The organism is Methylocystis silviterrae, assembly GCF_013350005.1.
GTDB lineage: Bacteria > Pseudomonadota > Alphaproteobacteria > Rhizobiales > Beijerinckiaceae > Methylocystis > Methylocystis silviterrae.
On sequence record NZ_JABVWW010000013.1, the window covers coordinates 32,753 to 58,696 of the forward strand.

Here is a 25,944-nt window from a genome sequence, read left to right on the forward strand (position 1 = left end):
AAAGTGGATGCCGGTTTTTCGCGTAAAGCGCGCTCTAGAACTTTGAGATCGATCACGTTACTGCATTTGGGCGATTTCGCCCAAATGCAGCGTGATCTAGAGCGGGCAATGGCCTACATCGTCAAGGAAGCCTTCAAAACCCTGCAGGGCGAGGGCGTTAACGCAGGCCGCGCCGCGGTCTTTTGCCGCTTCGCCGGCTGCAATCTGTGGAGCGGGCGCGAAGCGGACCGCGCCGCCGCGCAGTGCCAGTTCTGCGACACGGACTTCGTCGGCTTCGAGGGCGAGGGCGGGGGAAAGTTCGCCGACGCCACGGCGCTTGCGGGCCATTTGGCGACGCTATGGGGGGAGGGCCGCGCGCAACGCTTCGCGGTGCTGACCGGCGGCGAGCCGATGCTGCAGATCGATGAGGCTTTGGTCGCGGCGCTGCATGAGCAGGGATTTGAGATCGCCATTGAGACGAACGGCACGCTGCCCGTCATCTTTGGGATCGACTGGATCTGCGTGTCGCCCAAGGCCGGCGCGCCGCTGGCCCAGACGCGCGGCGCGGAATTGAAGCTGGTCTTCCCCCAGCAGGGGGTCGACCCCGCCGCCTATGAGCGGCTCGACTTCACGCATTTTCTGTTGCAGCCCATGGACGGCCCGGATGTTTCGCGCAATACGGAGGCTGCGGTCAGCTACTGCCTGGCGCATCCGCGCTGGCGTCTGTCTTTGCAAACCCACAAGTCGATCGGGGTGAAGTGACTGTGTCGAGTTTCGAGGTCTTTCGGGAGTTTTATTTCGAGGCGGCGCACGCGCTCTACGATCCCGAGGCTCCAGAGGGCGGCAAATACCGCAATCTCCACGGCCATTCCTTTCGCGTGCGCGTCACCCTGCGGGGCGAGCCCAGCGTCGAAGAGCAATGGGTGATGGACCTCGGCAAGCTTGGCCGCAGGCTCAACGAGCTGCGCGAACGCCTCGACCATTCGTTTCTCAACGATCTTGAAGGGCTGGGAAAGCCGACGCTCGAAAATCTCTGCGCCTATATCTGGCGCGACCTTGCGCCCACATTGCCGGGTCTTGTCGAAGTCGGGGTCTTTCGCGACAGCTGTTTCGAGGGCTGCGTCTACCGCGGCGACTGACGGCCAATCTCCCGCGCGTTGGCGAGGTTGCGGCCGATCTGCGGCGCATCGCCGCTATTGCGCGAGGGCGGCGCGGTCTCTACGGTTGAGCGCTCATTTTGAGCAAAACGCCCACCAGAGCGGCGACGTCAACGGTCCGCAATCAAAGAGTGGGGAGCGAGGGAACCCTGAGGACATGGCGAACAATAAGGTCATTACCGCCGACGAGGCGATTGCGCTCATTCGCGACAATGACGTCGTAACCACCACCGGCTTCGTCCAGAGCTGCATTCCCGAGGCCTTGCACGCCGCTTTGGAAAAGCGCTTCGTCGAGAGCCAGCATCCGCGCGACCTCACGCTGATCATGACGGCCGGCGCCGGCGACTCCAAGGGCCTCGGCACGGGACGCTTCCATCACGAAGGATTGCTGCGCCGGGTGATCGCCGCCAATTTCGGCCGCATGCCGAAGGTCGCCCAGGCGGCGCAGGAGAACAAGATCTGCGGCTACAATCTCCCGCAGGGCGTCATCTCGCAGCTTTACCGCGCCTGCGCCGCAGGCCAGCCGGGCCTCTTCTCCAAAGTCGGCCTCTACACCTATGTCGACCCGCGCTTTGGCGGCGGCAAGGTGAACGACCGCACCAAGGAGGACATGGTCAAATACCATAACATCATGGGTGAGGAGTGGCTGTTCTATATCGCCACCAAGATCGACGTCGCCTTCATTCGCGGCACCTCGGCCGATCCTTCCGGCAATATTTCGATGGAGCGCGAGGCGCTCGTGCTCGACAATCTCGCTCAGGCGATGGCCGCGCATAACAATGGCGGGCTGGTGATCGCGCAGGTCGAGCGCATCGTCGAACAAGGTTCGATCAAACCGAAGGACGTGCATGTGCCCGGCATTCTGGTCTCGGCGGTCGTCATCGCCGATCCGCCGGAAATGCACCGCATGAACTATGGCGTGATCCACAATCCGGCGCTTTCCGGCGAAATCCGCGTGCCGGTCGAGAAGTTCGCCAAAATGCCGCTCGACGAGCGCAAGGTCATCGCGCGGCGCGCCAGTTTCGAGCTGCCGCCGAACGGCGTGGTTAATCTTGGCGTCGGCGCGCCGGAAGGCATCGCCGCCGTCGCCAACGAAGAAAAGATGACGCCCTACATCACGCTGACGACGGAAGCCGGCGCCATCGGCGGCGTGCTCGCGGCCGGTTCGAGCTTCGGGGCCGCGACCAACGCCGACGCGATCATTCAGCAGAACCAGCAGTTCGACTTCTATGACGGCGGCGGTCTCGACATGACCTGCCTCGGCATGGCCGAGTGCGACCTGCAGGGCAACGTCAACACGTCGAAATTTGGCGGACGCCTCAACGGCTGCGGCGGCTTCATCAATATCAGCCAGAACGCGCGACTCGTCGTTTACGCCGGCACCTTCACCAATGGCGGGCTGCGCGTCGAGATCGCCGACGGCAAGGTGAACATTCTGCAGGAAGGCAGGAACAAGAAGTTCCTCAACGCCGTCGAGCAGATCACCTTCTCCGGCAAATTCGCGCAAAAGCGCAAGCAGCCGGTCTATTACGTGACCGAGCGCTGTGTGTTCAAACTCGTCGACAAGGGGCTTGAACTGATCGAGGTCGCGCCGGGGATCGATATCGACAAGGACATCCTGGCGCATATGGATTTCAAGCCCATCATCGAACACGCCGAACTGATGGATAAGCGCATCTTCATCGACGAGCCGATGGGGCTGCTCGCCGACCTGATCAATCTCAACATGTCCGATCGCGTCACGTACGACGCCGACCGCAACATTCTTTTCGTCAATCTCGAGGGCTGGCACGCCCGCACCAAGAAGGACATCGACGATCTGCGCAAGACGCTGATCGAGGCGTCGGACAAGGTCGGCAAGCGCGTCAACTCGGTCGTCAATCACGACGGCTGGAAGATCAACGAGGCGCTCTACGACGATTACGCCGAAATGATCGACTATATGAGCCAGCGCTATTATCTGACGACGACCCGTTATGCGACGAGCGCCTTCGCGCGCCTGAAGATGAAGGAGGCGCTGTCCAAACGCGGACTGCAGCCGCATGTCTTCGAGCGGCGCGAGGCGGCGGAGAGCTTCCTCGAGGTCGTCAGCAAGGAAGAAGAGAAGGCGCCGGCGTAGCCGGGCCAGCGGCTGGTTCCGAGCCTTGAAAGGCGAAGGGCCGAACGTCGCGTTCGGCTTTCGCCCGGGACTGTGCTTTTTAGCGATGGAAATAAAACAGGCCCCGTGGCGCAGAGCTCACGGGGCCGTTTGCTTCTCTTGGAAGCTAGTCTGGATTGTCCAGTCTGTGAACGGGCGTCCGACGCTTGGCCTTTGCCTTCGGCCGCCCGGAAGATTGTCGATTGTCTCGGAGGATGGACGGATCAGGCAGCTGCTCCTGATCGCCCAGTGACCGGAACCAAACGCCGGTCAAATGGTATGACCCGGTGGCGTCATGCTCCTCTCGCAACACTGTTGCTCGGTTCGGCTCATCAACAGGGGGTTTTTGAGCCTATCCTGGATCGCGTCCGCGTCGAGGTCCCGCCCGAGCGAGCCTGCCGATCATGCTGTCAGATCGACAGGTGCGATGTAACAAAAGATGAACCTGGTTTGGAATTCGGTCAAGAGCATTCCGTCGCCAAAAAACGGCGACCGCGGTTGCGCCCGGTAAATTTGACGTATATAGATATCTTTATGTCTAATGCTGAAACCATGAAGTCCGTCGCCAAATTGGCCCTCGACCCGACGCTTGCGGCGCTGAACGCCGCTGGAGAGGAGACGCGCCTACGTCTTCTGGCGTTGCTCGCCCAGTCAGAGCTGACGGTGAGCGAGGTTGTGGCGATCCTGGGCCAGTCTCAGCCGCGCGTCTCGCGCCATCTTAAGCTCCTCGTCGAGGCTGGCCTCGTCGAGCGCCGCCGCGAAGGGGCGTGGGCCTTTTTCCGTCTGTCGCCGGCCGGCCCGGCGGGCGCCCTCGCGCGCGCCCTCGTCGGTTGGCTCGAGGCTGACGACGCGCTTCTCGCCGGCGACCGCGCGAGACTCGCCCAGGTGCGTCACGCGCGCGCCGAGAACGCCGCCCGCTATTTCGCCGCGCATGCCGAGGAATGGGACCGCATTCGCGCGCTGCATGTCCCCGAGGAGAGCGTCGAGGAGGCGATGCGCGAGGTCGTGGGCGAGAGACCGGTGCGCAATCTGCTCGATCTCGGCGCCGGCGCCGGACGGATGCTGGAGCTTTTCGCGCCCCAGGCGGAACGCGCCGTCGGCGTCGATCTTTCCTCCGCCATGCTCGGCGTCGCGCGCGGCCGTCTCGAAGAGACCGGCTTCGACAATGTGCAGCTGCGTCAGGGCGACATCTACGCGCTGCCGATCGAGCGCAACTCCATCGACCTCGCGATCATGCATCAGGTTCTGCATTTTCTCGACGATCCGGGCCGCGCGCTGCGCGAGGCGGCGCGGGTGCTCGCCCCCGGCGGCCGTCTGCTCGTCGTCGATTTCGCGCCGCATCAGGAAGAGGCGCTGCGCGATAAGCACGCGCACCGCCGCCTCGGCTTTTCCGACGCTGAAATCACCGGACTGCTCGCGCAAGCCGGTCTCGACATTATTCAACACCGGCAATTGGCGCCCGACCCCAGCGAAGGCGCCAAGCTCACCGTGTCCTTGTGGCTGGCGCGCGATCCGCGCGTCATCGCCGATCCCATTCCCACAGTATCTTATGAGACAGCCTGATGTTTAACGCTCTTCATCCCACGGCGTCGCCCAACCAATTTGCGATCTCCTACGAATTCTTCCCGCCCAAGACGCCGGAGATGGAGACGCAACTCTGGCAGACGATCAATCGGCTGGCGGCGCTCAAACCGCATTTCGTTTCCGTCACCTATGGCGCCGGCGGCACCACCCGCGAGCGCACGCATTCGATCGTCGCGCGCATCGTGCGTGAGACCGAAATGAAGCCAGCCGCGCATCTCACCTGCGTTTCCGCCGCGCGCGAAGACGTCGACGCGATCCTGCGCGACTATTGGGACGCCGGCGTTCGCCATATCGTGGCGCTGCGCGGCGATCCGCCGACAGGCGTGGGGTCGAAATTTGAGGCGCATCCGAAGGGCTACGGCACGTCGACCGATCTCGTAAGCGGCATTCGTCGGATCGGCGATTTTGAGATTTCCGTGTCGACCTATCCCGAAGGCCATCCGGAAAGCGCCTCGATCGAACAGGATCTCGACGCGCTTCAGGCGAAGGTCGACGCCGGCGCGACGCGCGCCATCACGCAGTTCTTCTTCGACAATGACGTCTACTTCAAATTTCTCGACAAGGCGCGCGGGCGGGGAATCACCATTCCGATCGTGCCCGGCATCATGCCGATCCGCAATTTCAAGCAAGTCGCGGGTTTTGCGCAAAAGGCCGGGGCGAGCGTGCCGCGCTGGCTCGCCGAGCGCTTTGATGGACTGGACGAGGATCCGGAGACGCGCGCGCTCATCGCCGCGACGACCGCCGTCGAGCAGGTGATGAGCCTGGCGCGCGCCGGCGTCAATGAATTCCACTTCTACACCAATAATCGCGCCGACCTCGTCTTCGCCATTTGCCATTTGCTTGGCGTGCGTCCCGTTCGTGAAAGGGCCATCGCATGATTTTCGACAAAGCTTACGGCCCCAATATTCTCCAGACTTTGGAGGAGGCCGCCTCGCGCCGGATCCTCATTCTCGACGGCGCCATGGGCACGATGATCCAGCGCCACAAGTTCGAGGAGGCCGATTTCCGCGGCGCGCGCTTTACAGATCACGCCAAGGATCTGCGCGGCAACAATGACCTGCTGACGCTGACGCAGCCCGACGCGATCAAGGCGATCCATGTCGCCTATCTCGACGCCGGCGCCGACATCATCGAGACCAACACATTTTCGTCGACGACAATCGCTCAGGCCGATTACGGGCTCGAGCATCTCGCCTTCGAACTCAATTGCGAGGGCGCCCGGCTGGCGCGGGCGGCGGCCGACGAAGTCGCGGCGAAGACCGGCGTGCGCCGTTTCGTGGCGGGTTCGCTCGGCCCAACCAATCGCACCGCGTCGATCTCGCCCGACGTGTCAAACCCGGGCTTTCGCGCCGTCACCTTCGACGAGCTGCGCGCCGCCTATAAGGAAGCCGCGCTTGGCCTCATCGAAGGCGGCGCCGACATTCTTCTCGTCGAAACCGTTTTCGACACGCTGAACGCCAAGGCGGCGCTCTATGCGCTCGAAGACGCGTTCGACGAGGTCGGAACCCGTTTTCCGATCATGATCTCCGGCACGATCACCGATCTTTCGGGCAGGACGCTCTCCGGTCAGACGGCGGTCGCCTTCTGGAATTCGCTCGCCCACGCCAAGCCGTTTTCGATCGGCTTCAATTGCGCGCTCGGCGCCCGCGAGATGCGTCAGCATATCGCCGAGATCGGCCGCATCGCCGATACGCGCGTCTGCGCCTTCCCCAACGCCGGCCTGCCCAATGAATTCGGGCTTTATGACGAAAGTCCCGAATATATGGCGGAGCTCGTCGGCGAATTCGCGACCGCGGGTCTCGTCAATGTGCTTGGCGGCTGCTGCGGCACGACGCCGGACCATATCGCCGCGATCGCCGGCGCCGTGAAAGGCGTCGCCCCTCGCGCGATTCCGACGATCGAGCCGATGCTGCGTCTTGCTGGATTGGAGCCCTTCACGCTGACGAAGGACATTCCCTTCGTCAATGTCGGCGAGCGCACCAACGTCACCGGTTCGGCGAAGTTTCGCAAGCTCATCACCAACGGCGACTATGCCGCGGCGCTGGACGTCGCGCGCGATCAGGTGGCGAACGGGGCGCAGGTCATCGACGTCAACATGGACGAAGGCCTGCTCGATTCCGAACGCGCCATGGTGGAATTCCTCAACCTCGTCGCCGCCGAGCCCGACATCGCCCGCGTGCCGGTGATGGTCGATTCCTCCAAATTCGCCGTGATTGAAGCCGGCCTGAAATGTCTGCAGGGCAAGGGGGTCGTCAATTCGATTTCGATGAAGGAAGGCGAAGAGAAATTCATCGCCGACGCGCAAAAGGTGCGCCGCTATGGCGCCGCCGTCGTCGTCATGGCCTTCGATGAAAAGGGCCAGGCCGACACTTTCGCCCGCAAGACCGAGATTTGCACGCGGGCCTATAAAATCTTGACCGACATCGTGGGCTTTCCGCCCCAAGACATCATTTTCGATCCCAATATTTTCGCGGTCGCGACCGGCATTGAAGAGCATGAGAATTACGGCGTCGATTTCATCGAAGCCACGCGCGTCATCAAACGCGATCTGCCGCATGTGCATGTGTCGGGCGGCGTGTCGAACTTGTCCTTCTCATTCCGCGGCAACGAACCCGTGCGCGAAGCGATGCATTCGGTGTTCCTCTATCACGCCATCCAGGCGGGCATGGATATGGGCATCGTCAACGCCGGCCAGCTTGCGGTCTATGGCGAGATCGATCCCGAGCTGCGCGAGCTTTGCGAAGACGTCGTCCTGAATCGCCGCAAGGATTCGACCGAGCGCCTCGTGGAACTGGCTGAAAAGTTCAAGGGCTCGGCCGGCAAAACCCAGGAAAAGGACGCCGCCTGGCGCGAGAACACCGTCGAGAAGCGTCTCGAATATGCGCTCGTGAACGGCGTCACCGATTACGTCGAAGCGGATGTGGAAGAGGCGCGTCAGCGCTCCACGCGCCCGCTTGACGTGATCGAAGGTCCGCTGATGACCGGGATGAATGTCGTCGGTGATCTCTTTGGCGCGGGCAAGATGTTCCTGCCGCAGGTCGTCAAATCGGCGCGGGTGATGAAACAGGCGGTGGCCTATCTCATGCCCTTCATGGAGGCCGACAAGAGCGAACGCTCCACAGCCGGCAAAATCCTGCTGGCGACGGTGAAGGGCGACGTTCACGACATCGGCAAGAATATCGTCGGCGTTGTGCTCGGCTGTAACAACTTCGAGGTGATCGACCTTGGCGTCATGACGCCTTGCGCGAAGATTCTCGAAGTCGCCAAGAAGGAAAAGGTCGATCTCATCGGTCTTTCCGGCCTCATCACGCCGTCGCTCGACGAGATGTGTTTCGTCGCTTCTGAGCTCGAGCGCGAAGGTCTCGACACGCCGCTCCTCATCGGCGGCGCGACGACGAGCCGCGTGCATACGGCGGTGAAGATCAGTCCCAATTATCGTCGCGGCCAGGCGGTCTATGTCACCGACGCGAGCCGCGCCGTTGGCGTCGCGCAGGCGCTCGTCTCCGAGAAGACGCGTCCTGACTATGTCGCGCAAACGCGCGCTGAATATGAGCGCCTCGCGGAGGCGCATGCCCGCGCGCAGGCCGACAAGCTGCGGGCGCCGCTCGCGCAGGCGCGCGCCAACGCTTATAAAATCGACTGGGCCGCCTATGAGCCGCCGAAACCCTCCTTCAGCGGCGCGCGCGCCTTTGCGAGCTATGACGTCGGCGAACTCGTCCCCTACATCGATTGGACGCCGTTCTTCCAGACCTGGGAATTCAAGGGGCGCTATCCGTCGCTGCTCGACGATCCCGAGCGCGGCGAGGCGGCGCGCACGCTGTATGACGACGCCCGCGCCATGCTGAAGCGGATTGTCGAGGAGCGCTGGTTCACGCCGAAGGCCGTCATCGGCTTCTGGCCGGCGAATTCCATCGGCGACGACATCGCGCTGTACAATGGCGAGTCGCGCAACGAAAAGATCGCCACGCTGCACACCTTGCGCCAGCAATTGCAAAAGCGCGACGGCAAGGCCAATCTCGCGCTCGCCGATTTCGTCGCGCCCAAGGAGAGCGGCAAGGCCGATTATGTCGGCGCCTTCGTCGTGACCGCCGGCGCGGAAGAAGAAAAGATCGCCGCGCGCTACGCCCGCGCCAATGACGACTATGGCTCGATCATGGTCAAGGCGCTTGCGGACCGTATCGCGGAAGCTTTCGCCGAGCGCATGCATGAGCGCGTGCGCAAAGAATTTTGGGGCTATGCGCGTGAAGAGAATTTCGCGCCTGAGGCGCTGCACGCCGAGCCTTACGCCGGCATTCGCCCGGCGCCCGGCTATCCGGCGCAGCCCGATCACACCGAAAAGGCGACGATCTTCGATCTGCTCAATGTCGAAAAACGCACCGGCGTGAAGCTGACCGAAAGTTTCGCCATGACGCCGGCCGCTTCGGTCAGCGGGCTCTATCTGGCGCATCCGAGCGCGCATTATTTCGGCGTCGCCAAGATCGAGCGCGATCAGGTCGAAGATTACGCCCGCCGCAAGGGCATGGAGGCGCGCGAGGTCGAACGCTGGCTCGCGCCCATTCTCAACTACGCGCCCGTCGCCGCGGAAGCGGCGGAGTGATATCGAATCGATTGGCCTGTCATTCCCGGCGGACCGGAGGTCCGACCGGGAATCCAGGGCCAGTTCAAGAATGTTGGTCTTGCTCTGGATTCCCGATCGCGCGCGTTGCGCGTGTCGGGAATGACAGCGGAGTTGATCAACGGATTGGTCATGACCGGCTCCCCGGGTGATGCTTACGACCTCGCCCGCTTCGTCGCGGCGCAAAAACCGGTTTACGCTCAGGCGGCGGCGGAACTCGCCGCCGGCCGCAAGCGCAGTCACTGGATGTGGTTCGTTTTTCCGCAGCTCGAAGGGCTGGGCGCGAGCGCCATGGCGCAGCGCTACGCCATCCGCTCGCTCGCCGAGGCGCACGCCTATCTCGCGCATCCTCTATTAGGCGCGCGGCTGAAGGCGTGCGTTGGACTGGTCAACAAGGTCGAGGGACGCAGCGCGCATGAAATCTTCGGCTCTCCCGACGATTTGAAGTTTCATTCGTCGATGACCTTGTTTGCGGCGGCGGCGCCGCAAGAGCCGCTTTTCGGCGAGGCTCTGCACAAATATTTCGCCGATCGCCGCGATCCCTTGACCCTCGCAAAATTATAAGTTTCGTTGAACCCGATGCGCCGAGAGTGGGCGCTATTCGGAGTTCTAATGTCGATCATCAACATCGCCGACAGCCGTCAGACATTGAAGCTGTTTCCCTGGGCGCTCGTGTTCGCCCTCGTGCTGTTCTCGCTTTACACGCTCGCGGTCTCGCGCGGCGAGAACGTCAACGCCATGTGGCTCGTCACGGCGGCGATCGGAACCTACGCCATTGGCTATCGCTTCTATTCGCGCTTCATCGCCGAGCGGGTGCTGGGGCTCGATGCGCGCCGCCGCACCCCCGCGCTTCGCCGCAATGACGGTCTCGATTATGTGCCGACCGACAAATGGGTGCTGTTTGGCCACCATTTCGCGGCCATCGCCGGCGCAGGACCGCTCGTCGGCCCCGTGCTTGCGGCGCAGATGGGCTATCTCCCGGGAACATTGTGGCTCTTAACCGGCGTCATCTTCGCCGGCGCCGTGCAGGATTTTCTCGTCCTGTTCATCTCGACGCGCCGCGACGGGCGTTCGCTCGGCGATCTCATCAAGACCGAGATGGGGCGCGTGCCCGGCGTCATCGCCATGATCGGCATTCTCACGATCATGATCATCCTGCTGGCGGTGCTGGCGCTCGTCGTCGTTAAGGCGCTCGCGGACAGTCCCTGGGGCGCGTTCACCGTTTTCGCGACGCTGCCGATCGCCGTCTTCATGGGCGTCTACGGCCGCTATCTGCGGCCGGGACGGATCGGCGAAATGTCGGCGATTGGCTTCGTTCTGCTGCTCTTGAGCATCGCCTTCGGCCGCACCGTGTCGGAGAGCGCGTTGCTCGCGCCGCTCTTCTCCTTCAAGGCCGAGACCCTCGCCTTCATGCTCATCGGCTATGGCTTCGTCGCGTCGGTTTTGCCGGTGTGGCTGTTGCTCGCGCCGCGCGACTATCTGTCGACCTTTCTGAAGGTCGGCACGATCATGTCGCTCGCGATCGGCATTTTCATCGTCTGGCCCGACCTTCAGATGCCGGCGATCAGCCGGTTCATCGACGGCACGGGCCCGGTCTTCGCCGGCAGCGTCTTCCCGTTCCTGTTCATCACCATCGCCTGCGGCGCGGTGTCGGGCTTTCATGCGCTTGTGTCCTCCGGCACGACGCCGAAGATGATTGCCGACGAAACGCAAACGCGCTTCATCGGCTACGGCGCGATGCTGATGTAATCCTTCGTCGCCGTCATGGCGCTCATCGCCGCGAGCGTGCTGGAGCCCGGCGTCTATTTCGCGATGAACAGCGCGCCGGCGCTGATCGGCGCGACGCCCGATTCCGCCGCGGCGGCGATCTCCTCATGGGGCTTCGCGGTCACGCCGGAGACGCTTTCGGGCGTCGCCGCCGAGGTCGGCGAGAAGACGATTCTGTCGCGCACCGGCGGCGCGCCGACGCTCGCCGTCGGCATGGCGCATATTCTCTCTTCCGCCGTCGGCGGCTCGGCTGCGAAAGCCTTCTGGTATCATTTCGCCATTCTTTTCGAAGCGCTGTTCATCCTGACCACGATCGACGCCGGAACGCGCGTCGCGCGCTTCATGATCCAGGATCTCTTCGGCGCCTTCTTTCCGGCCTTCGGCAACACAAGGGCCTGGGCGCCGAACCTCGCCGCGACCGCCATCGCCGTGAGCGGCTGGGGCTATTTCCTCTATCAGGGCGTGATCGATCCGCTCGGCGGCATCAACACGCTGTGGCCGCTGTTCGGCATCGCCAACCAGATGCTTGCGGCGATCGCGCTGACGCTATGCGTCGTCGTGCTCTATCGGATGAAGCGCGAGCGTTACGCCTTTGTCGCCATCGCGCCGACGGCGTGGCTCTATATCTGCACGCTGACGGCGGCCTTCGAGAAAATCTTCCATGACGATCCGCGTATCGGCTTTCTGGCGCACGCCAGAAAATTCGCGGCGGCCGCCGATAAGGATCAGCTGCTGGCGCCGGCGAAGACTCTCGCCGAGATGCAGCGCGTCATCTTCAACGACTATGTCGACGCTACGCTTTGCGCGATCTATGTCACGCTGGTTCTGGCGATGCTCGGCTTCGCGATCAGAGCCATTCGCGCCGCGCGCGCCGCTGAGCATGTCACCACGCGGGAGACCGAGGATGAATTGCACGATCTGCAGCCTGCCGGGGCTTGATCTCAATCGTCTCGCGCGCAAGCTGCGCGACGGCGCGAAGCTGATGGTCGGGCAAGGCGATTACGACGCCTATGTCGCGCATGTCCGCGCGCTCCACGATGGCGAGGCGATCATGACGCGTGACGAATTTTTCCGCGCGCGCGAGAACGCGCGTTTCGGCGCGGGCGGCGCGCGCGCGTTTCGCTGCTGTTGAATCTCGTCGAGCCGCTTCACGCCGCCGCGTCGTCGCACAATAAATCAGTGACGAGGCGGATGTCCTCCGGCGTAAAGGGTTTCTCTATGATTGGACAGCCCGAACGCGCGATGAAGCGATCTGCGCCGGGACCCAAGACGTCGCCGGTGACAAAGGCGATGCGGTTGGTCATCTGCGGATGTTCGACGCTGAGCCAGTCGTAGAAAGCCGGGCCGTCGCCGTTGGGCATACGGATATCGCAGAGAATGAGGTCCGCCGGCCGCGCGGCGATCGCTTGTTTCGCGTGGTCGCCGCTCGTCGCGATTTCGCAGTCGAAGCCTAGCCGTCGCAAAATTTCGCCGAGCAAGCCTGCGATTTCGACTTCATCGTCCACGATCAGCGCACGCCTCTGCTTGATCCGCTGCGCTGCCGTCGCTGTATTCTCGGCGACGGCGACGCTTTCGATGCTCACTGCGTCGATCGGCAGCCTGATCGCGAAAACAGCGCCCGCGCCCGGCTGTGGCGGCTCCAGAGTGAGCGAACCTCCGTGCGACTCGATGAGACCGCGCGAAACGGCAAGTCCGATTCCTGTTCCCACCCCCTGCGGCTTCGTCGTGAAGAAAGGATCGAAAATGCGGTTGCGGATAGCGTCTGGAACGCCCGGCCCATTGTCGGAAATGTGGACATCGAGCTTCTGGGCCGCTTGATCGGCGCGCGCGACGATCGAAATCCGCCGTGGCGCCGGCTGCGCTTCCAGCGCCTGCTTGGCGTTCACCACCAGATTGAGCAGCACCTGATGCAACTGGTCGCTGTCGGCCAAGAGCGGCGGCAGGTCCGCTGGGACGTCCTTGGTCACCTCGATGCCGGCCGTCCGCAATCCATACGAAAGCAGTTCGAGCACGCGCTCGACGAGGTCGGGAATCTCCACTCTTCCGCGTTCCGCCTCGCGCTGACGGGCCATGGCCAGGAAAACCTTGACGATTCGCGCGCAGCGGTTGGCGGCTGTCTCGATTTTCGCGCCGCGTTCCGCAAATTCCTCAAAATGCGTGTCGAAACTCGCATGCGACTGAGCCGCCTCGCGCAGCATGAGCGCCTGTCCGATGACGATGGAGAGCGGATTGTTGAGTTCATGCGCCACACCGGCGAGGAGCGACCCAAGGGCTGCGAGCTTTTCGTTTTGGTAGAGCGCTTCTCTTTGACCTTCGATTTGCGCCTGCGCTTCTCGCGCCGGACGTAGGTCGCGAAGATGCGCAGTGAAGAGAGCGCTTGGGCCCGAACCAACCGCCGTGATCGCCAGTTCGACGGGAATGCGCGAACCGTCGGCGCGCATCGCCTCCAATTCGACGCGCCGCCCGATAACGGAGGCCGGCCCGCCCGCTCGGAAGCGCTCAAGCCCGCTGTTGTGATGATCGCGCATTTCCACCGGGACGATCAGTTCGGCGACGGTCCTGCCGATCGCGTGCTCGCGCGAATAGCCGAACGTCGCCGAAGCCGCAGGGTTGAACTCGACGACACGGCCCTGTGCGTCGATGACGACGATACAATCGAGAGCGGAGTCGACCACCGCCGCATGAATCGCCTCCCGCGTCTTATGCGATTCCAGCAATTTCAGCCGATCGCTTTCGCACTGCTCGGCGTCGGCCAGCAGGCGCGCGACGCAGACGACACCCTGCATGACCCCGCCCGGCGTGAACGGCCTGAACTCCTCTTCGATCCAACGAGGGGCGCCGTCTGCGTCGTCAACGAAACGGCGCAGGCGTTGCGGCGCGTTCGCCGAAAGATTTTGCATCGCTGCTTTGTAAAGACTGGCCGCCTGGGCGCCCAAAACGTCCTCGACGAATTTCCCGATGACGCAATCCTCTGTCGCTCCGAGCGCCAAGAGAAACTCGCGATTGACGTAGCGATAGCGTAGCTCCACGTCGAGAAAGGCGGCGCGGCCTGGCATAGCGTCGAACAATGCCTGCAGCAGCGCGCCGCCGGTCACCGGCGCTTGCGTCGCCCCTTGCTGGATATTCATTTGAGGCGCTCTCTCAATTTGATGCGCGCTCATTGAGCGCCGCGCTGGAGGTCTCGTGCAGCCACAACTGCATCGGCTCGGCGATGTTTTTGAGCGCGTGCCGTCGCGCCACGAAGTCCTTGCGTATATTCCCGCGCGTCATAGCGTGCGCCACATCCGAGATCATCACCGAACCGGCCGGCGCGGCTTCCTGTATGCGCGCGGCGAGCGCCACGACTTCGCCGAAGCGGTCTCCGTTCCGAACGACCACGTCGCCAACCGCCACGCCGATGCGCAACTGCAGCGTCTGCGCGTGCCCATGCGCCGTCGCATAAGCGCGCGTTTCCGTCTGGCATTCTACGGCCCATTCGATCGCGTTGTGCACGCTGGCGAAATCGATCAGCGCGCCGTCGCCGAGCATCTTGAATAAACTTCCGGAGCGGCGAGGAAGCGATTGCGTGACGACGTCGCGAAAGAACCGGTCGATGAGCGCCAATCCGTTATGCTCGTCGTATTGAATCAAGCGCGTGTAGCCGACGACGTCGATCGACGTGATTGCCGCCAGCCTTTTGCCGGCGAGGGCCGCGCGCACCATCTTTCTGCGCCGCAGCAGGCCGCGGATACGCGCCAGCATTTCGCGCATGTGATACGGCTTGGTGACATAGTCGTCGGCGCCCGATTCGAGCCCAACGATGCGGTCGATCGCCGAATTGACCGCTGTTGCGAAGATGATGCCCGTGGAGCCGCGCGCATTCAGCCATCTCGCAAGCGACAGCCCGTCTTCGCCCGGCATATTGATGTCAAGAATGGCGAGATCGATCGCCTCGAATTCCACCATGGAGCGGAATTCCGCGGCGCTCGACGCCGCGAGAACGCGATAGCCGTTCGTCGATAGAAACTCGGCGAGCAGTTCACGCAGGTCCTGTTCGTCTTCGGCAATCGCGACGGTCTCGAGCATCGGCCGATCTGTCTCATTGAGAAAGAGCTTTGATTTGGCGCAATATAGATTGCGCAAATCGCCGCCGCAAAATGTGCGGCTCCACACCGCTTCGGTTGATCTCGCGCCAGCTTCGTTTAGTCTCAATGTCATGCGCGCCGACCTTCCGGAAAATACTAACGCCCTCAGGGCCTTGCTCGACTGGTACGTTCAAAGCGGCGTCGATCTCGCGCTCGACGAGGCGCCGCACGACCGCTACGCGGACAGCGCGCGCGCGGTCGCGGCGTCGCTGACCGAGCCAGCCGAATCGATGGCGATGCTTCAAACCTTGCCGCAGCCGACGGCCGCCGAACGCCCGCGCCGCGCCGCGGCGCCGATCGCCGCGCCGGATGAAGCCATTCGCGCCGCGGAGCAGGAGGCCTCCAGCGCGCGCGATCTTGACGAGCTCGCCGCGCGTCTCGCCGATTTTCCGCACGCGCCGTTTCGCGACATGGCGCAGCATTTTCTATTCGGCGCCGGCGCGCCTGCAGCGCGTCTCATCGCCTTCGACGCCGCGCCGGGCGTGACGGAAGAAACAAGCGGCGAGGCGTTCAGCGGGCTTTCGGCGAAACTCCTCGACAATATGCTGGCGGCGATCGGTTTTGATCGCTCCAGCGTCACTCTCGCCTATGTCTCGCCTTGGCGCCCGCCTGGCGACCGCGCGCTGAGCCCGCATGAAGCGGCGATATTCGCGCCATTCGCGCGACGCAGGGTCGAATTGGCGCGGCCGGACGTTCTGCTGATTTTTGGCGAAGCGCCGGCGCGGATTATGCTGACGACCAACGAGCCGGTGGGAAAGCTGCGCGGCAAGGCGTTTGAAGCGCGCTGCGGCGCGCATGTCGCGCGCGCCTTCGTCTTTTCGAGTCTCGAGGCGATGCTGAAAAGCGCGGCCTTAAAGCCCGCCGCCTGGCGCGATCTGCGACGGGCCGCGGAGGCGCTGGAATCGGCGTCAAACGGCGCGCAGCTTTGACATTTCGCGCGTCATGCCCGCGCTTGTCGCGGGCATCCACGTCGTCATCGCGCTTCTTTGCGTGGATGGCCGGGACAAGCCCGGCCATGACGCGCGCGAGAGACGACGGCGTAGTTTACTCCGCCGCTTCGCCCTTCGCGCCGCCGCCGAAGCGGCGCACGATGTAATCGTCGACGATGCGGGTGAATTCCTCGGCGATGCCCTCGCCCCGCAATGTCATCGCCTTTTTGCCGTCGATGAACACCGGCGCGGCCGGAGTCTCCCCGGTGCCGGGCAGCGAAATGCCGATGTCGGCGTGTTTCGACTCGCCGGGACCGTTCACGATACAACCCATCACCGCCACATTGAGCGTCTCGACGCCTGGATATTGCGCGCGCCAGGCCGCCATCCGCTCGCGGATATGCGCCTGGATGTCGCGGGCGAGTTCCTGAAACACGGTCGAAGTGGTGCGCCCGCACCCCGGGCAGGCCGCAACGAGCGGCACGAAGGTGCGAAAGCCCATGGTCTGCAGAATTTCCTGGGCGACGCGCACTTCGAGCGCGCGGTCGCCGCCAGGTTCGGGCGTCAGCGACACGCGGATCGTATCGCCGATGCCGTCCTGCAGCAGCACGCCCAGCGCGGCCGAGGACGCGACGACGCCCTTCGATCCCATGCCGGCCTCGGTGAGGCCAAGATGCAGCGCATAGTCGCTGCGCTGCGCGAGCATCCGGTAACAGGCGATGAGATCCTGCACCGCCGAGACCTTCGCCGAAATGACGATGCGGTCCTTCGCAAGGCCGATCTCCTCGGCGCGCTTCGCCGACATCAGCGCCGAACGGGTCAGCGCCTCGCGCATCACGGCGCGCGCGTCGAGCGGCCTGTCGGAAGCGGCGTTGACGTCCATCAGATAGGTGAGCAGCTCCTGATCGAGCGAGCCCCAATTGGCGCCGATCCGCACCGCCTTGCCGTGCTTGGCGGCAAGTTCGACGATCGAGGCGAACTGCTTGTCCTTCTTTTCCTTGAAGCCGACATTGCCCGGATTGATCCGGTATTTGGCGAGCGCCTCGCCGCAGGCGGGATGATCGGCGAGCAGCTTGTGGCCGATGTAATGGAAATCGCCGACCAGCGGGACGTGGCATCCCTTCTGCGCGAGCTTCTCGAAAATATGCGGCACGGCGGCCGCCGCCTCGTCGCGATCGACGGTGATGCGCACCAGCTCGGAGCCCTGCTGCGCCAGCGCCAGAACCTGCGTCACGGTCGACTCGACATCCGCCGTGTCGGTGTTGGTCATGGACTGGACGACGACGGGCGCGCCGCCGCCGACGATCACCGCCGCGGGGCCCGCGCCAACAGCCACCGCGCACGTGCGGTGGCGGGGCGCCGGTTCGGCGACGACCGGGTCGGGCAGACGGGTCTCTGATGCGGCTTCGTTCATGGGGGTCGTTTCGGCGGTCGTTGCGGACGCCGATAGGTCGCCCGTAAGGCGTTCGAGGTCAAGCGCCCAAAAGCAATAGGGCCATCGCAGCGATGCGGGCGACACGAGCGCTTAATCGAAAGTTCAGCCAAGCATGAACTTCGAGACTTATCTGAGTCGGTGCAAATCCCAACTTCGAGGAGGCTCTGCCTTTAAAGTGTAGCATCTTCCACAGCTCCGATTCGCCAACGTGGCAAGTCTACGCGAGCGCGCGTCCCCGGCTTGTGCCGCTTATACTAGGTAATGACATTAGCGTTACACTATGCTAAAGCGAGTGCTGGAGAAAACCGTCATGGCGGCCAACCGGTCTGATGCAAAGCGTGAGACGCTCAACCTCCGGGTGAAGCCTGAGGACCGCGAACTCATCGCGCGCGCAGCGACGCTTCTCGGCAAGACGCGCACGGATTTTCTGCTCGACGCCGGCCGCCGCGCCGCCCAGGATGCGTTGCTGGATCGCACGCTGTTCAATGTCAGCTCGGAAGACTATGCGCGCTTCGTCGAACGCCTCGATGCGGCGCCCGCGCCGAACGAGAAATTGCGGCGCATGATGACGACCAAAGCGCCGTGGGAGTGAAGCCCAGTCCACCCCGCCCGATATCCGACGCCGACGAACTCTCCGCTTTCGACTGCGGCGTTTCCGCTCTCGACGACTGGCTCAAACGCCGCGCCCGCGTCAATCAGGCGAGCGGCGCGTCCCGAACTTACGTCGTCTGCGAGGGGTCTCGCGGTGTCGCCTATTACGCGCTCGCCTCCGGAGCGGTCGCAGTTCTCGCGGCGTCGCCAAGGCTTCGGCGCAATATGCCCGATCCTGTTCCGGTGGCGGTGCTTGGCCGGTTGGCGATCGATCGCGCACGCCAGAACCAGGGTCTTGGTCGCGCGCTCGTCCGCGACGCTGCCCAGCGCGTTATCCACGCCGCCGAGACGATCGGAATCAGAGGCGTCTTGGTCCACGCCATATCCGCTGAGGCTGCCGCCTTCTATCTGGCGGTGGGCTTCGAGCCTTCGCCGTTCGAACCCTCAACGCTCATGGCGACGCTTTCTGATCTTTGCGCGGCGAGCATGCCCTAGACGGCGATGAGGTCAGACCTGCCGCCTAGGCGCTTGGCGGTTTGGGCGTCATCCAGGCGACGAAGGCGCCGCCCGGCTGCTGCAGCACGGCCATGCGGCCGACGCCGGGGATCTCGAAGGCGTCCTTGCAGATCGTGGCGCCGGCGGCCTTGGCCTTCTCCAGGCGGGCGTCGACGTCATCGACGCCGATATAGGTCAGCCAGTGTTCTGGAACGCTCGCCAGTTCCGGGGCTTTCATCTCGAACATGCCGCCGACCTGCGCGCCCCGCGAACTGATGATCCAGTATGTGGCGCCGTCCATGGGCATTCCCACGAAGCTCCAGCCAAGAGTTTGGCTGTAAAACTTCTTCGCCCGCTCGACATCGTGGACATTGAGTTCGTTCCAGCAGACCGCGCCATGTTTTTGCGGCGCGCCACAGTCATTGGCGTTGGACATAGCCTCTCCTTTTCAGCTCAACATCGTTGCGGACGATCGGAAGGATCGTCCCAGGGCGGTCGCCTATTTCGGCAGCAGGCCGAGCCGGCGCGCCGTCAGCCAGTCGACGAGTCGCGCCGGCAATAGGCTGCGTAGCGTGTAGTCGGTAAAGCGATTCCTTACGACCGGGATCCGGGCGGGCGGGCGCGTGGCCGTCAGCGCCCGCAACACGGCGCGCGCGACGACCTCGGGACCGGGCGCGCGGCGGCCGGCCTCTACAAGCCACTCCAGCATCCTCCGACCTGGCGCGGCATAGGCCGTGCCCTCGAACATCGCGAGATCGGTCTCTTCGGCCTTGTCCCAGATCGGCGTCGCGATCATCCCTGGCTCGATCAGGACGACGTCGACGCCATAGACGATCAGCTCGCGCCGCAGCGCGTCCGACATGCCCTCTAGCCCGAATTTCGAGGCGGCGTAGGCGCCGAGAAACGGCGCGGCGGAGCGACCGGCGACCGAACTCATATTGACGATGCGGCCGGGCGCGCCGCGTCGCGGCGCCCCAGCGCCGAGCAGGGGCGCGAAGGCTTGGATGATCCGAAGCTGGCCAATCAGATTGATCTCGATCTGGCGGCGAAAGTCGTCGATCGGCAGATGCAGCAGCGGGCCGGGGACGGCGACGCCGGCATTGTTGACGAGGCCCGCGAGCGTTTCGCCTTCGAGGCGGGCCTCGACGTCGCGCGCGGCCAAGGCGATCGATTCGGCGTCGGTCACGTCGAAGAACAGCGGAATGACGGACGCGCCGTGTCGAGCCGTGAGCGCGGCGGCGTCGGAGTCCTTACGGACCGAGGCGAAAACCAGAAACCCGTTCTCAACCAATAAATCGACACAGGCCGCGCCGATCCCGGTCGAGGCGCCGGTCACGACCACGGCCTTCATACGCGTTCTCCCAATGTCGCGAGGAGACTGGCGAGCGCCACGCGCGTGTCGCCGTCGGCGCGGCCGTCGACCTTCGCGCGGCGGAAGTGGCGCTGAAACGCCTCCACCGCCTGGACGGTCTGGACGTCATAGACGCCGGTCGGCTCGACGCCATAGCCATAAGCCGCGAGGTCGCGCTGGAGCGAGGCGACCTTGGCGCCCGCGTCGACAAGCGAGATCGTCGTCGCGCCAGCGCCGAGACTCTCATCGGCGACCCGCCCGACGCCATGGCGGGCGAGCTCCTCCCAGGGAAAGAACTCGCCGGGGTCCCGCTTGCGCCCAGGCGCGATGTCGGAATGCGCCAGCACGCGCTCGGGCGGTATCGCGTGGCGCCGGCAAATGTCCTTGGCGAGCGCCGCCGTCGCCTCGATTTGCGCCGCCGGATAGGGTCTCGGGTCGTCGTGGCCCGGATGAACGACTTCGATCCCGATCGAGGCGGAGTTCATGTCGGTTTCGCCGGCCCAGTAGCTTATCCCGGCATGCCAGGCGCGCCGCGACTCCGGCACGAGCTGCAGCACGCCGCCGTCCTCCTCGACGACATAATGCGCCGAAACCTCCGAGCGCGGATTGCAAAGCAGGGCGAGAGCCGATTCCGCCGTCGGCATCCCCGTATAGTGAAGCACCAGCGACGAGATGGGGCGCAGCCGCGCGCCATGATTGGGCGATGGACACACGCGCGCGCCGTCGTAGTCGGGCGCGAAAAAGCCCTCGCGCTCACGCCAGGGTTGCGTCGCGGAGAGCCATTCCCGCGCGCGCGCCTCTGGTTCGGCGTTGCGCAAAATGTCGGTGACGACGCAGGCGCTGTCGGCGCCCGCGGCAAGCGCGGCGATGGCGCGTTCGGGGGTCAGTCCGCCGATGGCGACAAGAGGCGTCTCGCCGATCTGCGCCTTCCAGGCCCCGATCCGGGCGAGGCCCTGCGGCGCAAAAGCCATTTGTTTCAGAAGCGTGGGATAGATCGGCCCAAGCGCGACATAGTCCGCGCCGAGCGACAGCGCCCGGCCAAGTTCGGCTTCGTCATGCGTCGAAACGCCGATCCTGACCCCGGCGCGGCGCAACGCCGGGATGTCCGCCGCGTCGAGATCGCCCTGGCCGAGGTGGACGAAGTCGCAGCCTTCCTCCATCGCGAGCCGCCAGTAGTCGTTGACGACGAGCTGCGCGCCATGTCGCGCGCACATCTCCCGCGCCGTTGCGATCTGCGCGCGCACGTCAGGCTCGGCGCGATCCTTCACCCGCAGCTGCACGAGCTTAACGCCCTGCGGCAGCAGGCGGGAAAGCCAGTCGGCGTCGTCGACGATCAGATAGAACGGGTCGAGCCTCAGCGCCGCCACCCGTTACGCCAGTCTGTCGAAGGGTCGGCCGATGATCGGCGTCGAAGGCTCCGCCATGTCGCGCGGCGTCATCGGCTGCGCGCGAAAGCCCGCTCGGCCGGCTTCGATCGCGAGGGCGAAGGCGCGCGCCATCAAGACGGGGTCGCCGGCGCGCGAAACGGCGGTGTTGAGCAGCACCGCGTCATAGCCCATCTCCATAACGAGCGCGGCGTGAGACGGCGCGCCAAGCCCCGCGTCGACAATGAGGGGCGTGTCGGGAAAATGCGCGCGCAGCGCCCGCAAGGCGAAAGCGTTGTTGACCCCGCGCCCGGAGCCGATCGGCGCCGCCCAGGGCATCAGCACGCGGCAGCCGGCGTCGAGCAGCTTTTCCGCCACCACCAGATCGTCGGTCGTGTAGGGAAAGACCTTGAAGCCGTCATCCGCGAGCGCGCGCGCCGCCTCGACGAGGCCGAAGACGTCAGGCTGTAGCGTGTCTTCCTCGCCGATAACTTCCAGCTTGATCCAGTCGGTTGCGAAGACTTCCCGCGCCATTTGCGCGGTCGCGATCGCCTCCTTGGCGGTGCGGCATCCGGCGGTGTTGGGGAGCACGCGCACGCCGACATCGCGGATGAGGCTCCAGAAAGTCTCGCCCGCGCGCGCCCCGCCGGCCTCGCGCCGGAGCGAGACGGTGACGATCTCGCATCCCGATGCGCGAATGGCCTCGGCGAGGATTGCTGGCGACGAATAGCGCGCGGTGCCGAGCAGCAGCCGCGAGGCCAGCGCGCGGTCGTAAAGCGTCACCGGGTCATTCATGCATCAAACTCGCTCACCCGCCCTGTCTCGGCGTCACGATCTCGACGGCGTCGCCTTCGCGAAGCCGCGTCTCGGCGCGGTCCCTGGCGCGCACGAACTCCTGATTCAGAGCGGTGCCGACGGTCTTTTCATCATACCCCAGTTCGTCCAGCAGCATTTGCAACGTGGTCGCGCTCACATCCTGCGGCCGCCCGTTGATCTGAATCAGCATCCATCACCTCTGGGAAATGTCCGTCGTTTACAATGACCTCGGCCGCGCGGCGCGCCAGCGCCGGCGCAAGCAGGAATCCGTGGCGGTAGAGCCCATTGATATAGAGAGTGCGACCCCGCTTCAAAAGACGTGGCAGATTGTCGGCGAAGGCGGGTCGGAGGTCCGAGCCGGTCTCGACAATTTCCGCCTCGGCGAAGGCCGGGTGGACCGCAAAGGCGGAGTTGACGAGTTCGACGACCGACCGCGCGGTGACCCGCGCGCGCTCCTCATTCTCGATCATCGTCGCGCCGACCATGAACAGTTCCTCGCCGCGCGGCACGACGTAAACCGGCCGGCGCGGATGCAGCATGCGCACCGGACGCGCCAGGGAAATCTCCTCGCTGCGCAGGATCAGCATTTCGCCCTTCACGCCGCGCAGGCCGGGAAGCGCGTCGCGCGCCGCGAAGCCGCGGCAGTCGATTATCCAATCCGGGATCGTCTCCAGTCCGGCGGCGTCCTGTTGAACATGCAGCGTCACATTCGGCATTTGCGCGAGGCGCTCGGTCAGCGCGATGAGCGCCGCGCGGGGATCGAGATGCGCTTCTTGCCGAAAAAACAACGCGGCGTCGAAGCGCCCGGCGAGATCTGGCTCAAGCGCCGCGATATCCTTTGCGTCCAGCGAGTCGAAATTGCGCGTGCGCCGGGCGAAGTCGGCGAGTTCGGCGCGCTCCCGAGCCGGCGTCACGACAAGACTGCCGGCGACCGTCGCGACGCCGAGTTCGCGCGACCAGAAGTCGAGCGCTTCTTCGCCGAGCGTCGCGACCAGGGGTTCGGCGCTTTCCAGTTCGCACCAGGGCGCGATCATGCCGCCGGCGAAGCGCGAGCAGCCAAGGCCCGGCGCGGACTCGCGCTCGACGATCTCCACCTCCACGCCCTTCCGCGCGAGCGCATAGGCGGCGCAGAGTCCGGCGACGCCGGCGCCAATCACGCGCGCGAGCATGAGCGCCGCCTTTCGGGAAATTTCGCTGACACCATCCCTCCGCCAGTCTCAACTGGATCAGGTTCGAAGGGTCGCCGCCCCCCGCGTTTTCGCGCGTCTTGCGGCCTCTCAGCCCCGTGGCGGCGTCGTTGGCGCGCCGCCGGGCGGGCTCCCCCGGCGGACGTAGGCTGGCGCGAAGCACCGGGGCAGTCAAGCGCTGCGCTCGACTCCTTTAGGTCGCCGCGCCGCGCCGGGGCTTGCCAGACGTCATATGATGGCTCAGTTTGCGCAAAGAAAAGCGCGCGAAAAAAGCGCAGCATACCGGGAGAAAATCATGAGCTTCATCAGCAAAATGGCTAGCGTCCGCAGGACGTTGGCCGGCGCCGTTCTCTGTGGCCTGCTCGCCTGCGCGATTTCTGCGGGGCCGGCTGGCGCCGCGCAGCTCGGCGAATATTTTCCCATTCCGAATTCGCTGAGCCTCAGCGGGGTTCCGCGCGACTCGCTCCTGAAGATCCAGTCGAAATGGCTGCAGAACGGCCTCGACAAACTCAAGAAGGCGCGCGCTGAAGCCGAAGCGGCGCTCGAAAAGGCCAAGTCCGGCGCTTCGGACCAGGTCGCGGCGGCGGAGGAGAAGGTCAAGAAGCTCGATGCGATGATCGCTGAAACTCAGGAAGAACTCGCGCTGTCGGAGAACAGTGATTCGTCGCATGAGATTCAACAAGCGCGCAAACGCAACTTGCTGCTCGCTCTCAACCAGTGGATCAATGAGCTCAATCGCCTCGCCACAGAGCAGATGAAGATCGCGATCCTCAAGGACGGCGCCGAGGCCATGGCGGCGCAAAACCGGAATTATCAATTGTCGGAACAGGCGGACAATCTCGAAAAAGCCAAGCGCGACCCGAGTTTCGAAGATTGGGGCGTGACGAAGTAATCTTAAGCGGGCAGTCCGGGGTCAGGACTCATTGATCGAGCGCGCCGCCGATGAGTTGAGGAGACGGGCGGCTGCCCGGCGAGATTTCCAATGACCCCCACAGTTACCGCCTTTGAACGGTCGCCAGATGGCGGCAAGGGATTGGCGCGGGACATGCGCGTTCGCTGGGCGCTCGAAGAAGTGGGCCAACCCTACGACGTTCGTCTTCTTTCATTCAAAGCGATGAAGGAACCGGCGCATCTCGCGCTTCATCCTTTCGGGCAGATTCCGACCTATGAAGAAGGCGGTCTCGCCCTATTCGAGTCGGGGGCGATCGTGTTCCATATCGCGGAGCGCCATGCTGGGCTGCTGCCAGACGATGCAAATGCCCGGGCGCGCGCGATCACATGGATGTTTGCGGCGCTCAGCACGATGGAGCCGCCAATCATTGATCTTGCAATCGCCAGGCTTCTGGAGCGCGACGAGGCCTGGTACGAGCAGCGTCTGCCTCTCGTCGAGGATCGCGTCCGTAACCGGCTGGGCCAACTTTCCTTTCGCCTTGGCGATGCCGACTGGCTCGATGGTCCGTTCAGCGCCGGCGACCTGATGATGGCGTCGGTGCTGCTCAGGTTGAAGGCGTCGGGTCTGCTGGACCAATATCCGAACCTCTCCGCCTATGTCGCCCGCGGCGAAGCGCGGCCCGCATACAAGCGTGCCTTCGAGGCTCAACTGGCGGTTTTCAGCGCCGCATCCCGGACCTAGAGACCATCGTCCGGCGATGCGGCGGGCGGCGACAGTTCGCCAGTGAGCTTCACGATCCGACGCGTCGCGTCGCCAAGCGCCTTGGCGGCGAGCGTCGACGCGGCGTCGCTCGCCTTGTGCGCGGCGTCGAGTTCAGCGCGCAGCGCAGCGAACTCGGCTTCCGTCGCCTGCGCTTTGGCGCGTGCGTCCGTCGCCTCGTCGGCGATTGCGAGCGCGGCCATCACGATGATGCGCTGCTCGCCGATCTCGCCGAAGCTCTCGCGCATCGACTGGATCTTGCTTTCCACGTAACGCGCGAGCTCTTCGATGCGCTGCTCCTCGCCCTCCTCGCAGGACATGCGATAGGTGCGACCGGCGATGGCGACGACGACGGCGGCCATATTAATTCTCTCGGGTCGAGGCGACGCCCGCCGCGCCGAGCGCTGCGGCGACGCCTTCGCTCGCGGCTTCGAGCCTTCGCAGCACCTCGTCGCGGCTCTTCTCCAGGGCGTTCTGCTGCGCCAACGCGGCGTCGAGATCGAGAGCGAGACGCGACCGATCATCTTGCATGACGGCGAGTTCTTCTTCGAGTTCGGCACTGGACAGCTCGTCTTCGAGCTTTGCGGCGACAGTGCGCTCCAGCTGAGCGAGCGCCGCCTGCAGCTCGGCGACGGCGGCCTCGAGCCTCTTGGCGTTTTCTTCGTCGCGCTTATCTGAATGGGTCATCGCCGGTCGCGGAAGGTGCATGGCTTTGCGGCGCGGCGAACACGCCGAACGATTCGCTTGCCAGCCTGTTCCTAG

General features: G+C 64.3%; 24 protein-coding genes and 1 pseudogene. 14 read left to right on the top strand and 11 right to left on the bottom strand.

The window, feature by feature from the left end; all coding sequences use genetic code 11:
* Positions 1 to 108: 108 nt before the first annotated feature.
* The 9 genes and pseudogenes from queE to HUN39_RS13465 all read left to right on the top strand — a co-directional run bounded on the left by queE (position 109) and on the right by HUN39_RS13465 (position 12,371).
* Positions 109 to 741, top strand: a complete 633-nt coding sequence (gene queE, locus HUN39_RS13425; protein WP_175095006.1) for a 7-carboxy-7-deazaguanine synthase — start codon at positions 109 to 111, stop codon at positions 739 to 741.
* A gap of 2 nt (positions 742 to 743) precedes the next feature.
* Positions 744 to 1,118 carry a 6-pyruvoyl trahydropterin synthase family protein gene (locus HUN39_RS13430; RefSeq protein ID WP_175095007.1) on the top strand — a complete coding sequence of 125 codons (375 nt, stop codon included), beginning with the start codon at positions 744 to 746 and terminating at the stop codon, positions 1,116 to 1,118.
* A 175-nt stretch (positions 1,119 to 1,293) separates the two neighbouring features.
* Positions 1,294 to 3,255, top strand: coding sequence for an acyl CoA:acetate/3-ketoacid CoA transferase (locus HUN39_RS13435; protein ID WP_175095008.1), 1,962 nt, complete (start codon positions 1,294 to 1,296; stop codon positions 3,253 to 3,255).
* A 570-nt stretch (positions 3,256 to 3,825) separates the two neighbouring features.
* Positions 3,826 to 4,836 carry an ArsR/SmtB family transcription factor gene (locus tag HUN39_RS13440; protein ID WP_175095069.1) on the top strand — a complete coding sequence of 337 codons (1,011 nt, stop codon included), beginning with the start codon at positions 3,826 to 3,828 and terminating at the stop codon, positions 4,834 to 4,836.
* The gene (gene metF, locus HUN39_RS13445; RefSeq protein WP_175095009.1) at positions 4,836 to 5,735 is read left to right on the top strand and encodes a methylenetetrahydrofolate reductase [NAD(P)H]; all 900 of its coding nucleotides are present in this window, start codon (positions 4,836 to 4,838) and stop codon (positions 5,733 to 5,735) included. The genes HUN39_RS13440 and metF overlap by 1 nt, the downstream gene beginning before the upstream one ends.
* Complete coding sequence (metH, locus tag HUN39_RS13450) at positions 5,732 to 9,454, top strand: methionine synthase (RefSeq protein ID WP_175095010.1); 3,723 nt, start codon at positions 5,732 to 5,734, stop codon at positions 9,452 to 9,454. The genes metF and metH overlap by 4 nt, the downstream gene beginning before the upstream one ends.
* 150 nt (positions 9,455 to 9,604) lie before the next feature.
* The gene (locus tag HUN39_RS13455; protein WP_175095011.1) at positions 9,605 to 10,036 is read left to right on the top strand and encodes a DUF1810 domain-containing protein; all 432 of its coding nucleotides are present in this window, start codon (positions 9,605 to 9,607) and stop codon (positions 10,034 to 10,036) included.
* A 48-nt stretch (positions 10,037 to 10,084) separates the two neighbouring features.
* Positions 10,085 to 12,178 (top strand): annotated as a pseudogene (locus HUN39_RS13460) (carbon starvation CstA family protein).
* Positions 12,144 to 12,371: a YbdD/YjiX family protein gene (locus tag HUN39_RS13465; protein WP_175095012.1), complete on the top strand. Its 228-nt coding sequence runs from the start codon at positions 12,144 to 12,146 to the stop codon at positions 12,369 to 12,371. The pseudogene HUN39_RS13460 and the gene HUN39_RS13465 overlap by 35 nt, the downstream one beginning before the upstream one ends.
* A 16-nt stretch (positions 12,372 to 12,387) precedes the next feature.
* On the opposite strand, the gene HUN39_RS13470 is transcribed toward HUN39_RS13465, so the two are convergent.
* The gene (locus tag HUN39_RS13470) at positions 12,388 to 14,367 is read right to left on the bottom strand and encodes a hybrid sensor histidine kinase/response regulator (protein ID WP_175095013.1); all 1,980 of its coding nucleotides are present in this window, start codon (positions 14,365 to 14,367) and stop codon (positions 12,388 to 12,390) included.
* 13 nt (positions 14,368 to 14,380) lie between these two features.
* Positions 14,381 to 15,304 (bottom strand): response regulator, encoded by a 924-nt coding sequence (locus HUN39_RS13475; RefSeq protein ID WP_175095014.1) that lies wholly within the window; start codon positions 15,302 to 15,304, stop codon positions 14,381 to 14,383.
* A gap of 34 nt (positions 15,305 to 15,338) precedes the next feature.
* On the opposite strand from HUN39_RS13475, the gene HUN39_RS13480 reads away from it, so the two are divergent.
* On the top strand, positions 15,339 to 16,292 hold the full coding sequence (locus HUN39_RS13480; RefSeq protein ID WP_232366087.1) for a uracil-DNA glycosylase: 954 nt from the start codon (positions 15,339 to 15,341) through the stop codon (positions 16,290 to 16,292).
* 115 nt (positions 16,293 to 16,407) lie between these two features.
* On the opposite strand, the gene ispG is transcribed toward HUN39_RS13480, so the two are convergent.
* Complete coding sequence (gene ispG, locus HUN39_RS13485) at positions 16,408 to 17,706, bottom strand: flavodoxin-dependent (E)-4-hydroxy-3-methylbut-2-enyl-diphosphate synthase (RefSeq protein WP_175095015.1); 1,299 nt, start codon at positions 17,704 to 17,706, stop codon at positions 16,408 to 16,410.
* Positions 17,707 to 18,037: 331 nt separating this feature from the next.
* Here ispG and HUN39_RS13490 point away from each other — a divergent pair, with 331 nt between their 5' ends.
* Positions 18,038 to 18,319: a type II toxin-antitoxin system TacA family antitoxin gene (locus HUN39_RS13490; RefSeq protein ID WP_175095016.1), complete on the top strand. Its 282-nt coding sequence runs from the start codon at positions 18,038 to 18,040 to the stop codon at positions 18,317 to 18,319.
* Positions 18,316 to 18,813: a GNAT family N-acetyltransferase gene (locus tag HUN39_RS13495; RefSeq protein WP_175095017.1), complete on the top strand. Its 498-nt coding sequence runs from the start codon at positions 18,316 to 18,318 to the stop codon at positions 18,811 to 18,813. The genes HUN39_RS13490 and HUN39_RS13495 overlap by 4 nt, the downstream gene beginning before the upstream one ends.
* Before the next feature lie 25 nt (positions 18,814 to 18,838).
* Here HUN39_RS13495 and HUN39_RS13500 read toward each other — a convergent pair whose 3' ends face one another.
* From HUN39_RS13500 to HUN39_RS13525, 6 genes are all read right to left on the bottom strand, one after another.
* Positions 18,839 to 19,249, bottom strand: a complete 411-nt coding sequence (locus HUN39_RS13500; RefSeq protein ID WP_175095018.1) for a VOC family protein — start codon at positions 19,247 to 19,249, stop codon at positions 18,839 to 18,841.
* Positions 19,250 to 19,312: 63 nt separating this feature from the next.
* Positions 19,313 to 20,164, bottom strand: coding sequence for an SDR family oxidoreductase (locus HUN39_RS13505; RefSeq protein WP_175095019.1), 852 nt, complete (start codon positions 20,162 to 20,164; stop codon positions 19,313 to 19,315).
* Positions 20,161 to 21,531 carry a thiamine phosphate synthase gene (locus HUN39_RS13510; RefSeq protein ID WP_175095020.1) on the bottom strand — a complete coding sequence of 457 codons (1,371 nt, stop codon included), beginning with the start codon at positions 21,529 to 21,531 and terminating at the stop codon, positions 20,161 to 20,163. The genes HUN39_RS13505 and HUN39_RS13510 overlap by 4 nt, the downstream gene beginning before the upstream one ends.
* A 3-nt stretch (positions 21,532 to 21,534) precedes the next feature.
* Positions 21,535 to 22,323, bottom strand: a complete 789-nt coding sequence (locus HUN39_RS13515; RefSeq protein ID WP_175095021.1) for a thiazole synthase — start codon at positions 22,321 to 22,323, stop codon at positions 21,535 to 21,537.
* A 13-nt stretch (positions 22,324 to 22,336) separates the two neighbouring features.
* Positions 22,337 to 22,480, bottom strand: a complete 144-nt coding sequence (gene thiS, locus HUN39_RS13520; RefSeq protein ID WP_332310760.1) for a sulfur carrier protein ThiS — start codon at positions 22,478 to 22,480, stop codon at positions 22,337 to 22,339.
* Complete coding sequence (locus tag HUN39_RS13525; RefSeq protein ID WP_175095022.1) at positions 22,455 to 23,513, bottom strand: FAD-dependent oxidoreductase; 1,059 nt, start codon at positions 23,511 to 23,513, stop codon at positions 22,455 to 22,457. The genes thiS and HUN39_RS13525 overlap by 26 nt, the downstream gene beginning before the upstream one ends.
* A 313-nt stretch (positions 23,514 to 23,826) precedes the next feature.
* Between HUN39_RS13525 and HUN39_RS13530 the strand changes: the two genes are divergently transcribed.
* Both HUN39_RS13530 and HUN39_RS13535 read left to right on the top strand, forming a co-directional pair.
* Positions 23,827 to 24,423, top strand: coding sequence for a hypothetical protein (locus HUN39_RS13530; protein WP_175095023.1), 597 nt, complete (start codon positions 23,827 to 23,829; stop codon positions 24,421 to 24,423).
* A gap of 90 nt (positions 24,424 to 24,513) precedes the next feature.
* Complete coding sequence (locus HUN39_RS13535; RefSeq protein ID WP_175095024.1) at positions 24,514 to 25,164, top strand: glutathione S-transferase family protein; 651 nt, start codon at positions 24,514 to 24,516, stop codon at positions 25,162 to 25,164.
* Here HUN39_RS13535 and HUN39_RS13540 read toward each other — a convergent pair.
* Together HUN39_RS13540 and HUN39_RS13545 are read right to left on the bottom strand one after the other, a co-directional pair.
* Positions 25,161 to 25,544 carry a cell division protein ZapA gene (locus HUN39_RS13540; RefSeq protein WP_175095025.1) on the bottom strand — a complete coding sequence of 128 codons (384 nt, stop codon included), beginning with the start codon at positions 25,542 to 25,544 and terminating at the stop codon, positions 25,161 to 25,163. The genes HUN39_RS13535 and HUN39_RS13540 overlap by 4 nt on opposite strands.
* Position 25,545: 1 nt before the next feature.
* On the bottom strand, positions 25,546 to 25,869 hold the full coding sequence (locus tag HUN39_RS13545) for a DUF4164 family protein (RefSeq protein WP_175095026.1): 324 nt from the start codon (positions 25,867 to 25,869) through the stop codon (positions 25,546 to 25,548).
* Positions 25,870 to 25,944: the final 75 nt, after the last annotated feature.